Origin of the sequence: Erwinia sorbitola (assembly GCF_009738185.1) — a bacterium.
Lineage (GTDB): Bacteria > Pseudomonadota > Gammaproteobacteria > Enterobacterales > Enterobacteriaceae > Erwinia > Erwinia sorbitola.
Map to the genome: position 1 here is coordinate 4607546 of NZ_CP046509.1, position 12584 is coordinate 4620129.

The following is a 12584-nucleotide window of genomic DNA, read 5'->3' on the forward strand; positions in this document are numbered from 1 at the left end:
TTCTCACTAAAATAATTTATTAAAAATAATCTTACTGACATGGCATTAATACCTGTGTCTGGTCACCCGTTAACTCCTGAGGGACAACGATATAACACTGTATTTTACCTTCCCAAAAGGCTGCCAGTTTCTCACCGGTTTTCACACCAGAAATATAAGTGATACCATCGTCCATAACCATAGAGACATTGATACCATCGCTGTTGAATACCTCTGCTCCGAAAGGTGGATAACTGCCATCGCTCAAACGAATCACGGCAAGAAATCTTTCGCCCTGAGCCACACTAAAACGTTCATAACCAATCGCCCCTTCCGTCAGAGTATTGGTAGAGATTGCGCGGCTGATTTCAATATTACTGTCCATCGCATCAACGTCGACACGTGTATCAAAACTTCTGTAGCTGACGACGTCAGGAACAACACCAATCCCAAAATAGTTAGTTCTTACTCGTTCATCATTGAGCGGCACGCTGGCTACCCCGCTCGTATCAACCATAATACGTGCGGTATCCAGAGTGGTACTGCTATTATGCATCGCAGCACCAAAACGTGTGGCCGTCAGGCCCCCACGCGCTGAACCGCCAAGAGAGAGAAAGTTATCCTGCTGATAGCTCATATTTAAATTCATTTCAGCCATTCGGGCACGATGCTGGTAATAGCCATCCACAGCTGCTTTCCCTCTGTAGCCGGCACCCGCACGCATACGCCAAAGGTTGTTGTCATCGCTGTTATCACTGTACGACACCATATGAGTATTGTTACTGCCCTTGACCTGCATATCATACCCGGCCCACCGGCTGTTACCGATCGGTACAGAAAACGTCAGCGACAGGCTGTCATCCCTTCGTCCCCGATAGCTAGACCGGAAGAGCGACAGGTTTGCCGTAATACCCTCAATACCGGCGAGACGAAACGCTCGCGCCGCAGAAAAACCGTAACGATCCTGCCCTGCCCGATCCCAGTAATTATGGTGTGTATAGGTCAGATAGATCATGGTTCTTAAATCGGGATGATCTGCCCAAAGAGTTTTATTACCCGTAATGGTGTACATCTCTTTGTCACGGCCATAGTCGTTATGATTCTGGTCACGTTCACTCAGAAACTGAGACAGGGTTCTGAATTTTTTCTGTGAAAAACGGTAGCCCGCGAAGGTAATCGTACTGTTGTATTTATCAAAGGTTTTCGCATAGCTCAGTTTGAACGACATCCCCTGCTGTGAGCGCTCACCGGGAAGCTTGCTTATCGACTGAGTGGCATCTGCCGACAGTGCTCCCAGAAAATTCATGTCACGACCCAGGCCTATTGACCACGCATTATAATTACGCCCGGTTAACATCGCACCGCCGTAAAATGACCAGCTGTTACTGATACCCCATGAGAAATCACCGGAATAAAATAACGGGCCATCGAGCTTATGGTTGTACAGGGATGGCCTGCCGACTGAGGCGTTGTAACGAATATATCCCGGCCGCGTCAGATAAGGGATATTCGCCGTGTTCACCTGGAAGGTGCTGACGCTGCCGTCCTGCTCTTCAACTTTAACATTAAGCTCACCGCGTACCGCACTGTCCAGATCCTGAATATTAAACGGCCCTGCGGGAACGGTTGTTTCATAAATAATATGGTCACCCTGGCTCACCGTAACTTTCGCATTGCTTTTGGCGATACCGCGGATTTGTGGCGCATAGCCCTGAAGATTAGGCGGCAGCATACGTTCGTCGCTGGCGAGATTCACCCCGGTGAATCGCACGGAGTCAAACACCTGGGAGTTCATGTAAATTTCTCCCAGAGTCAGCCTGGCGGCATACATCGGTAAGGGCCGGTAAGCGTAAAACCGATCCCAGTCAAAGTCCCTTATATGATTATCCGAGGAATAGCTTCCCTGATAATCAGCACGAAAACGCCATGCTCCCAGGTTCGCCCCTGCCTGACCATAAATAGACAAATTTTGGGTTGAACGCCTGATTTTTATCTGGCGTGCAGTGTTTCCGGTTACGTTGTAATCCAGCAAGAGGCCAGGAACACCATGATCCCAGCGTTCTGGAGGAACCCAATCCGGATCAGAATACTTCATCCACGCCTGAGGAATAGTGATGTCCAGTATTCCCCCATGGTTTTCAAGCCTTACGCTGGGGATAGTTGTAATATCAAGACAGTTTTCATCAATCTTACGAATCAGCTTCAATGCACTGTCTTTAATTGCCAAAGAATTAAGCAAATCGTGGGTTATACATGCCAGGCTGATATTTTCATTTTCTGGAGAAAGAATGTAGGTTATTTTTTTCTGGCTAAAAGACTTTCCATTTATTTTCAAATCAAGAAGGTAGGTCGCAGGTGAAACAAAGTTGGTCTCAGAAAAACGACTGAGGTCAATGTTATTACGATCTGAAGCATCAAGTGCATCCACACTGAACTCTACAAAATTATCGTTTGCATGTGATGAATGAACAAAAAATAAAAAAGTTAAGTTAACAACTAACCATTTACGTCGACATTTCAGACAGTAAGACACCTACTATTCCTTCCCTTCATGTGAAGGGTGGTTAAATAAATGAACAGAAAAATTTCTTCATCTGTTTTATAGAGGCACTCCATGAAAATCTATGCGCATAAAAAACCAACATCTTTATGCGGAGAGGATGGATTTAAATAAATATTACTTATAAATATCCTGAGAACATAGTTTTAAAGGCATAGCGCTGAAAATTTCAGCCTGACAAAAATATCCCTGGTGTTAGCCTAACCAAGGATATCAAGATACATAACACACACAATTAATATTTATGTATCCGGTTACTGGTAATCAATCCGGAAATTAATACTTGACTGGAATGTACCTGGATTCACCTTTGTGTCACCATTTTCTTTGACATAGGCAACAAATGAGATATTCGAAGAGCCTTCCGTCAGACTCACTGGCGTTGAGGCCTGACCCCATATTACCGGTTGGTTAGCGCTCGTTAAACCAATACCCGCACCACTTGCTGTACCCGAGGTAAATGCAGCCAGAGTCGCATCCTTTGCATCAACAGTATTAGGGGTATAAGTTACTGTCGCAGTTTTAGCTACGGTTATATCACAATGCTGCAACTCAATATTCTTTTGAACGTTCCCCACGTGTTGTTTATTTTTCAGACGAGAGGTTGTGATCTGACCAAAGTCAACCATTACCGGCGTTGAAGAGGGGGCTAAACCACAGGCTGAGTTCACCAGTTCACCTTTAAACTGGATTTCACCATTGGTAGGAGAGATTACCTCAACTGGAGGATCTGCAGCAATTACTGCGGTTGGCATCATCGTCGCAGAGACCAAAGCAGCGGCAATAAGAACACTGTTCAATTTCATTTCTATTCTGTTTCCTTGAAAAGGTATTATAGTTAAATTTAAAGGCTCAAAAAAATAAAAAATCATACTTATTTAACCTAAAGCGTAACGTTAACAACCCATCACTTGCAAGACAGATGAGGTTATATAAACTTAAAGCATATGTGCTAATACCTTTAATATAGAGCTTAGTTGGGCTTTTTAATATTTATAAATTAAATCATAGAGATATAAGGGAAGGGTTTTATAATGAAACATCGCAGTGGCTGACCAAACCGGCGAAGCAGTAGCCAACCGCATGATGCAGGTCTGAGGCGGGCAGAACGTGTATTCCCGATGGGCATGGTCTGGAAAGTCAGCCAGCGCGACCGGGAAATCTTCCTGGAGTTCCCCGCTCTGGGCATTAAGACTGAAGACCAGAAAGAACTGTTGGGCATGTAGTTGGCCGAGAATTAAGGGCTTCCCGGATGCGATAAACCGTGTTTACCCGCATTATGAACATCAATCTAAAGGGATTGCCGCCGGGTGAATGGCGTGACCTGACCGATGATGAACTGATTGCGCTCTTTAAGCTGATTGAGGCCTCCTCATCTGAAGATAAATCAGCAAAGAAAGTACCGGCCAAAAAACCCGCCACCGTTAAAAAGCCGGTTACCGCTGGAGCGAAAAATCCCGATAAAGCAGCTGCCAACCCGGCAGGCCGTAAACGCTTTGCCCAGCCAGGCCGTAAGAAAAAGGGCCGTTAAACTTCTGCCCTGCCACTCAGGATCTACCCCATAAGACCTGAGTGGCATCACTGGTAATGTAGCGTGTAATTAGCAACGGCGGTAAACGGGCCATACTGAATGGCTCCATTTTTCAGCGCATCCGGCTCCCCTTGTAGAAAAGCCCTAAAATTCAGGCTCATTTTTCCAGTGGACAGTAACATCGCCGGAGAGGCCTTATTCAGTTCAATGCTATTTCCGTTCTGCATTTGCAGACCGATACCCACCCCAGCCGCGCCCCCTGGCGAGTCCGCAACGATCGCCAGGTGATTGGGTAGTTCTTTGTTTTTACTACCACTAAAAGTCACCGTGACCGAATTAAACACATCTGTCGTGCAATCCGTCAGACGGATGGAAAAAGGGATTGGGAAAGACCTTTTATTCAGGTAGAGATCTTTGGTGGAGACCTTTTGGAAATCGACTAAAACACTTTCATCACCCGGGGCAATGCTGCACGGCAGAGAAACCACCGTGCCGTGGAAGTTGATATCAGTTCCGATTAAATTCATATTTGCCCATACACTGCCTGATAAAACCGGATAAATAATCAAAAAAAACAGATTACGAAAATTCACAATGGCTACTCTTTAGTTGAATTCAGCCACCACCGTGGCACTGGAACTAAATTCCCCTTCGGGAATATCCCTTCCCTGATTGGCAACAGGAGCAGCAGTTAAGTCCCATCGCCCCTGGTTTTTATTGAACACATCGATAGGATAGAATGTATTGGGTTTCACTATCTGATTATTTTTATTTCGTATAACAATTCCCAAATCCTTACGGTCTGCCTTACCAGTAGTGCCAAAAAAATCAGGATTAAAGTTAGTGATTCCCGCTCCGGCAGTCTGCAGCGCCATTTTAATATTAAGTGGTACTGCGCCAAAACTTCCACCTGAACACACCACATCAATCGCCAGCGGTTTTTTATAATTCTGACCGTTTAATTTATCACTTGCACTGCCAACAGGGCCAAACTCTATGGTGATCGGCGTTCCTTCATTAACAACACACTTATCTGGTACCGTAATAATGCCTGATTTTAATATCACTCTTGTCAATGGTTCACTTAACATTGCCGGACCATATAATCCCTTTCTTCCGAAAATTTCAATCTCTGTAACGGAACTCAAATCGATACCATTTATCACAGGTTTCGTCGTTAGAAAAGTTATCCTTCCTTTGCTTCCGCTTTCCACTTTATCCACCAAAGTTTTTGGCGGTATACACTCTCTAAGATTGTTAAGGTTAGAAACATCGTAAAAAGGAACAGTGACATATTTGCCCTTATTACCTCCAATAAACACCTCTATCTTTACGTCAAGATAATCATTGAAATACAGATAATCAGGATTAGATGATGAAGGTCGCATTCTTGTTATGCTGGTATAATAGACCGAGTCAACCCCAGCCGGCATGGCTGTAGTGCAATAAAAGTTTGCCTGATATTCCCGCCCTAAATCCCACGTGCGTTCAACCTGCGATCCGGTAGTGTTATTTATTACATCTACCGTGCCAAAAGTTAAATCGAATATATTTGTCCCTCCGATTGGTATCATTTCACCTTCACCATACGACCAGGCAAAGCGGCTAAAAAAAACAGACAAGACCATTGCCACAGCCATATGAACGATAATTTTTTCAACTATTCTGGTTAAACCTGACATGACCCTTTTCCTCTGGAGGTGCCCACTATTTATTCAGATATTTTCTTTCTCAGATTGATTTTTTTGTACGCTTTGAGTCAGTTACTTCCACTACTGGCTCGCAGGAAGTGCCTTACACAGGTTGCTGTCACAGGTATAACGAAGCTCTGGGTGCCCGCCGTAATCATTGACATACATCATTCGGAAACTCTTAACGCTGCTATCTGTTACCGGAATATCAAGTGACGATTTCGGACTTATCATGACACCAGAGAAAGATGTCAGCTTATTGCCCTGGTTCGGGGAAGCCTCATCTGTCAGGGCAATCAATGTGATGTAATAGGGCGTGGGATTTTCAGCTATAAACATTTTTTCTTTTTTATGAAACACGATTTGATCCTGCCATACCTGACCTTTTATTTTTGGAATGACGGCAGCAGGACGATAGAACAGTTTTATCCTCGATTGCATAGCCAGCATCAGCACATTAGCTTTGGTGGATTTAGGCGGGATCTCCCTGACATTCAAATAGAAAAGGCTTTCCCGATCCTGAGGTAACGCATTAATACCCGTAGTTTTGGTTACTCTAATTACGCCTTTTTCGTTTCCATTAATTCTCTGTAAAGCAGGAAGAACGAGCAAGGGAGCGGTGATTTTCTTTCCACTGGCGTCTTCAACCCACGATTGTGCTAAAAATGGTACATCATGACTGGTATTGGTCAGATTAGCACTGGAAGACTGGCTGTCTCCCTCGAATATAAGTCGGGTTCGATCGAGTGAAATCCCTGCAATGGAAACACTCATCCCTATAGTAATCACAAATAAAGCTAATAAAGCGTCTTTAAGAAACGATATAAAACTCATAAAAACCTCACTGGAATGATTTATTGACACGGCATGAGTATTTGTACCTGATCATCCGCTAACTCTCGGGGGACAATGATATAACACTGGGTTTTACCCTCCCAAATGACCGCCAACTTTTCGTCTTCCTTAACTCCGGAAATATAAGCCACTCCATTATCCATAATCATAGAGACATTGATGCCATCGCTGTTTGATATCTCTGAACCAAAGGGTGGGTAAGTTCCATCATTTAAACGAATAACGGCGAGAAATTTCTCCCCCTGCATTACATTAAAACGTTCATAACCAATCGCCCCTTCCGTAAGAGTACTGGTGGATATGGCACGCCTTATTTCAACGTCACTGTCCATCGCATCAACATCGATACGGGTATCAAAACTTCTGTAGCTGACGATATCGGGAACAACGCCAATACCAAAATAGTTAGTCCTGACTCTTTCTTCATTGAGCGGCACGCTGGCTACTCCGGCCGTATCCACCATTATACGAGCCGCATCCAGAGTGGTATTACTGTTATGCAGTGCAGCGCCAAAACGTGTGGCCGTCAGACCTCCACGCGCAGAGCCGCCAAGAGATATAAAGTTATCCTGCTGATAGCTCATATTTAAATTCATTTCAGCCATTCGGGCACGATGCTGATAATAGCTATCGAGCGATGCTTTACCCCTGTAACCGGCACCCGCTCGTATACGCCAAAGGTTATTGTGATCGCTGTTATCACTGTACGATGCCATATGAGTATTGTTGCTGCCCTTAACCTGCATTTCATATCCGGCCCAGCGGCTGTTACCAATTGGTACAGAGAACGTCAGCGACATACTGTCATCACGTCTTCCCCGATAGGTAGTACGGAAGAGCGACAGATTTGTTGAAATACCCTCAATACCGCCGAAGCGAAACGTCCGTGCCGCAGAAAAACCGTAACGATCCTGTCCTGTCCGATCCCAGAAATTGTGATGCGTATAAGTCAGGTAGAGCGTGGTTCTTAAAGCAGGACGATCTGCCCACAGAGTCTTGTTACCCGTGATGGTGTACATCTCTTTGTCACGGCCATGATGGCTGTGACTCTGGTCGCGCTCATCCAGGAACTGAGACAGGGTTCTGAATTTTTTCTGGGAAAAACGGTAGCCCGCGAAGGTAATCGTACTGTTGTACTTATCAAAGGTTTTCGCGTAGCTCAGTTTGAACGACATCCCCTGCTGCGAGCGCTCACCGGGAAGCTTACTTATCGACTGAGTGGCATCTGCCGATAATGCCCCCAGGAAATCCATATCACGGCCCACGCCTGCCGACCATGCATTGTAGTTACGGCCGGTTAACATCGTACCGCCGTAAAGTGACCAGCTGTTACTGATACCCCATGAAAAATCACCGGAATAAAATAACGGGCCATCGAGCTTATGGTTGTACAGGGATGGCTTACCGACTGAGGCGTTGTAACGAATATATCCCGGCCGCGTCAGATAAGGGATATTCGCCGTGTTCACCTGGAAGGTACTGACGCTGCCGTCCTGCTCTTCAACTCTGACATCCAGTTCACCGCGTACCGCACTGTCCAGATCCTGAATATTGAACGGCCCTGCGGGAACGGTTGTTTCATAAATAATATGATCGCCCTGGCTCACCGTAACTTTCGCATTGCTTTTGGCGATACCGCGGATCTGTGGCGCATAACCCTGAAGATTAGGCGGCAGCATACGTTCGTCGCTGGCGAGATTCACCCCGGTGAATCGTACGGAGTCAAACACCTGAGAGTTCATGTAAATTTCTCCCAGAGTCAGCCTGGCGGCATACATAGGTAAGGGCCGGTAAGCGTAAAACCGATCCCAGTCAAAGTTCCTTATATGATTATCCGAGGAATAGCTTCCCTGATAATCAGCGCGAAAACGCCATGCTCCCAGGTTCGCCCCTGCCTGACCATAAATAGACAAATTTTGGGTTGAATGATTTAGTTTTATCTGACGTAACGTATTGCCACTGATGCTGTAGTCCATCAAGAGGCCAGGGACACCATGATCCCAGCGCTCAGGTGGCACCCAGTTTGGATCGGAATAATTTATCCAGGCCTGAGGAATGGTGATATCCAGCGTTCCGCTATGGTTTTCTACCCTCACACTAGGCACTGTTGTAATATCAAGACAGTTTGGTTCAATCTTACGAATAAGTTTCAACGCACTCTCTTTAAATGCCAACGCATTAACCACCTCCGGGTTTAAGCAGGCCAGGCTGATTTTTTCATTTTCTGGGGAAAGAACGTAGGTTATTTTCTTCTGACTAAAAGACTTTCCATTTACTTTCAGATCCAGAAGGTAGGTCGCTGGTGGAACAAAGTTCGACTCGGAAAATCGGCTTAGGTCAATGTTATTGCGATCTGAAGCATCGAGCGCATCCACACTGAACTCTACAAAATCATCGCTTGCATATACGGGATTAACAAAAAAGCAAATTGTCAATTTAGCTATAAATATATTGCGTTGATTTATAAAATAGTAAAGCATCCACTATTCCTTCCCTTCATTTCAGGGAGGTTATGACAAAATATATAATTTCCGCATTTATTTTCCTGAAAGCACCAAAAATAAAAACCATGTCAATATCAAAAATGCCCACTCTCAAGAAAGACCAAACCTTGGTTTTTTCTTGCATCTCGTGTGCATGCATAGTTTTCCAGGTCAATTTCAGTTTCATAATAATATCCCTGGTGTCAACCCCACCAGGGATATGGGCATGCAGACGTGCAACTAAATAAACATCACCTACCATAAACATCTCATAAATTTCTTATAAGATATTTATATTTACATTGATAGTATCATCAGCAATGATTAAAAACGTTCATCCAGATTTATTGGTAATCAATCCGGAAGTTAATATTTGACTGGAAGGTACCCGGTGTTATAGCTGTATCACCATTTGCTTTAACGTAGGCAACGAAAGAGATATTCGAAGTGCCATCTACCAGATTCACCGGCGATGTAGCCTCACCCCAGATTACTGGTTGGTTACTACTGCTCTTCAATCCAATGCCCGCACCCGTTGCTGTGCCTGAGGTAAATGAAGCCAGTGTCACATCCTTTAAGTCGGTACTGTTAGGGGTATAAGTTACTTTTGCAGTTTTCGCCACGGTAGTATCACAGTGCTGCAACTCAATTTTCTTTTGAACGTTCCCCACATGCTTTTTATCTTTGAGACTTGCCGTAGTGATCTGACCAAAATCGATTACTACAGGACTTGAGTTAGCAGCTAAACCACAGGCTGAGTTCACCAGTTCACCTTTAAACTGGATCTCACCATTAGTAGGAGCGATTGGCTCAACCGGAGCTTCTGCAGAAAAAACAGCTGTTGAGATAATTGCCGAAGAGGCTAATGCTGCAGCGATAATACTCTTTAATTTCATTTTTAAAATCCTTAAAAAAGTCACCTAGTTAAATTGTGGACATCAAAAAAAACACATTATGAAACGTGAACAACCCGAAAGATATTATCAATGAGAGGTTAAAATTCTTTGGTAAGAAAAACGATTTTAATAAATGCGGTGGAACTTATAATGACCACTAAGGGGCTTTAATAATTTTAAGGAGCTTTCGTGTGGGGGGGGAGATAAAAGGAGGAGAAGAACAGGATTTAAAAAATAGTATATCCGACCAATGCTAAACTTATTGGTCGGATATTAAAGTTCTATACAGCACATCCGCCCAATTCTAACGGGCCGTCCGGATCAGCGGGCAACACAATATATACGCCTTCAAATACCGCACCGGACACATCATTGCCAAATAATTCTACTTCAAGCTGTACTCGCGCCTTACGGCCACGTGCGAGGCGGTCAAGATCGCCACTCAGTGAACCAAGATCTGCAATTGCCCCCGGCTTACCGCTAATAGGCTTGCTGTAGCGGATATGTGCATCGGCAAGAATAATGGTTCCGCCAAGATGGCGTTCACGTAGCAGCAGCCAGATAAGCCCCCAGCCAGTAAGCGTCGCCAGTGAGAACAGACTCCCGGCAAACAGCGTGTGGTGAGGATTCTGGTTGCCGGTTTCAGGCATGGTGGTGATAAATTTCTGACCGGTATATTGCAGGATGCGCACACCCATTTTTTCACTGAGTGGAATGTGCTGATACCAGGCCTGCTGTAACTGACCACACCAGTCAGCCCGGTGCAGAATATCATCCAGCGTCACCACCGGTTTTATCATCAGGAAATGGCGTACCGGCGTGGTCTGAGGTGCGGTGATCTCCCCCTGATTGAGATAGCCAAGCTTGGAAAAGAAATCAACCGCATCTTCACGGGCGCTACATACCACACGCTTGACCCCTTCCTGACGCGCTACGGACTCCAGCGTCATTGCTACCAGCGTTCCCAGGCCTTTGCCCTGCACTGAGGGATGCACCGCCAGAAAGCGGATGGCGGCTTCGTTATCGGCATTGATATATAACCGGCCGATAGCTACCGGATTTCCCTGCTCATCTACTACCATTTGATGGTGTGCCAGGGCATCCCAGGCGTCACGTTCTGAACCCATCGGCTGGTGCAGCGGCTTGCGCAGCATCTCCCAGCGGAACTGGTAATAGGTATCTAACTCTTCTGCAGTTTCTGGCACGCGGAGATGATACATAAAATGGTTCTCTCTTTCGGTTCCCGCCAGGCCACTCCTTTGCCGCTCGGCTAACTGCTTCAAACCTGCAGCCAGAAGGTAACAGGGCCGTCATTAATCAGTGCCACTTTCATATCAGCAGCGAAACGCCCGGTTTCCGTAGCTATTCCTGTATCTCTACAGCAGGCAACGAAATACTCATACAACTTTTCGGCATCAGCCGGTGCAGCACCGCCCGAGAAACCCGGACGCATCCCTTTTTTAGTGTCAGCAGCCAGTGTGAACTGCGACACCACCAGAACACTTCCTCCCGCCTGCTGCACGTTGAGATTCATTTTGTCGTTTTCGTCAGAAAAAATACGGTAACCCAGCACCTTATCCACCAACTTTTTGGCGTTCTCAGGCGTATCACCTTTCTCAACGCCCAGCAGAATCAACAGCCCCGGCCCGATTTCCCCGATGGTTTCTCCCGCCACAGATACGCTGGCAGATAACGCTCGTTGAATTAAGGCAATCATAATTCCTCGTTTTCTCTTTCTTGTTCTTCTTGTTTAAGCTGGCGGTAATCACCCAGCGTGGCGGTAATTTCCGCCCCTAATAAAACGATACACCACGTCCAGTAAACCCATAAAAAAAGAATGGGGATCACGGCAAGTACACCGTAAATCAGCTGATACGAGGGAAACATCGTAACATACAGTGCAAAGCCCTTTTTACCCAGTTCGAACAGTGCGCCCGCCACCAGAGCACCCACCAGCGCATCGCGCCCTGCAACCTGGGTAGTAGGGACAATGCTGTACAGCAGCCAGAACGAAAGACAGGAGAGCAACAGCGGGAATATACGTAACCCGATGTCCACCAGCATGCTGACACCGCTGACTGTTGCCCAGTGCAGCGACAGCAGGTAGGAACTGATAGCCAGACTGGCGCCCGCCAGCAGCGGGCCAAGCGTCAGGATCATCCAGTAAACCGCAAACGAATAGACCAGAGGCCGCTTACGCGTGCTACGCCAGATAGTGTTAAGCGCCGAATCTATCGAATACATCAGCAACAGTGCGGTAAACACCAGACCACCCACACCGACAGCCGTCATCTTGCTGACGTTGGCAACAAACTGCTCCAGGTAGTTCTGGATTGTCGCCCCGGCGGCAGGCACAAAGTTATTAAATACAAAGTTCTTCAACTGAATGCTGGCATCAGAAAACATCGGAAAAGCAGCAAACAAGGCGAACACTACCGCTATCAGCGGCACCAGCGAAAGCAGCGAGACATAAGCCAGGTGCCCCGCAAGCATGGTCATACCGTCTTCATCGATACGTTGCCAGAGCAGCTTTATCCACGCCCAGAAGGCTCTTAGCCGGTGCCGGTAATGATTGAGAGTAGACATTGA

The 12584-nt window shown here is 46.0% G+C and carries 11 protein-coding genes and 2 pseudogenes; 2 read left to right on the forward strand and 11 right to left on the reverse strand.

Annotated features, from left to right (window positions below; genetic code table 11):
* Positions 1–31: 31 nt before the first annotated feature.
* Together GN242_RS20930 and GN242_RS20935 are read right to left on the reverse strand one after the other, a co-directional pair.
* Entirely contained in the window at positions 32–2500 is a 2469-nt protein-coding gene (locus GN242_RS20930) for a fimbria/pilus outer membrane usher protein (protein WP_154754189.1), read from the reverse strand.
* Between the two features lie 293 nt (positions 2501–2793).
* On the reverse strand, positions 2794–3345 hold the full coding sequence (locus GN242_RS20935) for a fimbrial protein (RefSeq protein WP_154754076.1): 552 nt from the start codon (positions 3343–3345) through the stop codon (positions 2794–2796).
* 235 nt (positions 3346–3580) lie between these two features.
* Here GN242_RS20935 and GN242_RS21810 point away from each other — a divergent pair.
* Together GN242_RS21810 and GN242_RS20945 are read left to right on the forward strand one after the other, a co-directional pair.
* Positions 3581–3714 (forward strand): annotated as a pseudogene (locus GN242_RS21810) (Mor transcription activator family protein); the annotation flags it as partial.
* A 95-nt stretch (positions 3715–3809) separates the two neighbouring features.
* Positions 3810–4070 (forward strand): annotated as a pseudogene (locus GN242_RS20945) (23S rRNA pseudouridine(2604) synthase RluF); the annotation flags it as partial.
* A 47-nt stretch (positions 4071–4117) separates the two neighbouring features.
* Here GN242_RS20945 and GN242_RS20950 read toward each other — a convergent pair.
* The 9 genes from GN242_RS20950 to GN242_RS20990 all read right to left on the reverse strand — a co-directional run bounded on the left by GN242_RS20950 (position 4118) and on the right by GN242_RS20990 (position 12581).
* Entirely contained in the window at positions 4118–4663 is a 546-nt protein-coding gene (locus tag GN242_RS20950) for a fimbrial protein (protein WP_231617123.1), read from the reverse strand.
* A 12-nt stretch (positions 4664–4675) separates the two neighbouring features.
* Entirely contained in the window at positions 4676–5752 is a 1077-nt protein-coding gene (locus GN242_RS20955) for a fimbrial protein (RefSeq protein ID WP_154754075.1), read from the reverse strand.
* 90 nt (positions 5753–5842) lie between these two features.
* A complete protein-coding gene (locus GN242_RS20960; RefSeq protein ID WP_154754074.1) occupies positions 5843–6595 on the reverse strand; it encodes a fimbrial biogenesis chaperone in 753 nt (250 codons plus the stop codon).
* Positions 6596–6615: 20 nt separating this feature from the next.
* The gene (locus tag GN242_RS20965; RefSeq protein WP_154754073.1) at positions 6616–9096 is read right to left on the reverse strand and encodes a fimbria/pilus outer membrane usher protein; all 2481 of its coding nucleotides are present in this window, start codon (positions 9094–9096) and stop codon (positions 6616–6618) included.
* A 16-nt stretch (positions 9097–9112) separates the two neighbouring features.
* Entirely contained in the window at positions 9113–9367 is a 255-nt protein-coding gene (locus GN242_RS20970; RefSeq protein ID WP_154754072.1) for a hypothetical protein, read from the reverse strand.
* Positions 9368–9443: 76 nt separating this feature from the next.
* Positions 9444–9995, reverse strand: coding sequence for a fimbrial protein (locus tag GN242_RS20975; RefSeq protein ID WP_154754071.1), 552 nt, complete (start codon positions 9993–9995; stop codon positions 9444–9446).
* A gap of 281 nt (positions 9996–10276) precedes the next feature.
* A complete protein-coding gene (gene fabY, locus GN242_RS20980) occupies positions 10277–11215 on the reverse strand; it encodes a fatty acid biosynthesis protein FabY (protein WP_154754070.1) in 939 nt (312 codons plus the stop codon).
* Between the two features lie 59 nt (positions 11216–11274).
* The gene (gene dtd, locus GN242_RS20985; RefSeq protein WP_154754069.1) at positions 11275–11712 is read right to left on the reverse strand and encodes a D-aminoacyl-tRNA deacylase; all 438 of its coding nucleotides are present in this window, start codon (positions 11710–11712) and stop codon (positions 11275–11277) included.
* Positions 11709–12581: a virulence factor BrkB family protein gene (locus GN242_RS20990; RefSeq protein ID WP_154754068.1), complete on the reverse strand. Its 873-nt coding sequence runs from the start codon at positions 12579–12581 to the stop codon at positions 11709–11711. The genes dtd and GN242_RS20990 overlap by 4 nt, the downstream gene beginning before the upstream one ends.
* Between the last annotated feature and the right edge of the window lie 3 nt (positions 12582–12584).

What these genes read in the sequence shown, in the direction of transcription:
- GN242_RS20935 (WP_154754076.1), bottom strand. Translation starts at nt 3,345, where the DNA reads ATGAAATTGAACAGTGTTCTTATTGCCGCTGCTTTGGTCTCTGCGACG.
- GN242_RS20955 (WP_154754075.1), bottom strand. Translation starts at nt 5,752, where the DNA reads ATGTCAGGTTTAACCAGAATAGTTGAAAAAATTATCGTTCATATGGCT.
- GN242_RS20960 (WP_154754074.1), bottom strand. Translation starts at nt 6,595, where the DNA reads ATGAGTTTTATATCGTTTCTTAAAGACGCTTTATTAGCTTTATTTGTG.
- GN242_RS20965 (WP_154754073.1), bottom strand. Translation starts at nt 9,096, where the DNA reads ATGCTTTACTATTTTATAAATCAACGCAATATATTTATAGCTAAATTG.
- GN242_RS20970 (WP_154754072.1), bottom strand. Translation starts at nt 9,367, where the DNA reads ATGTTTATGGTAGGTGATGTTTATTTAGTTGCACGTCTGCATGCCCAT.
- GN242_RS20975 (WP_154754071.1), bottom strand. Translation starts at nt 9,995, where the DNA reads ATGAAATTAAAGAGTATTATCGCTGCAGCATTAGCCTCTTCGGCAATT.
- fabY (WP_154754070.1), bottom strand. Translation starts at nt 11,215, where the DNA reads ATGTATCATCTCCGCGTGCCAGAAACTGCAGAAGAGTTAGATACCTAT.
- dtd (WP_154754069.1), bottom strand. Translation starts at nt 11,712, where the DNA reads ATGATTGCCTTAATTCAACGAGCGTTATCTGCCAGCGTATCTGTGGCG.
- GN242_RS20990 (WP_154754068.1), bottom strand. Translation starts at nt 12,581, where the DNA reads ATGTCTACTCTCAATCATTACCGGCACCGGCTAAGAGCCTTCTGGGCG.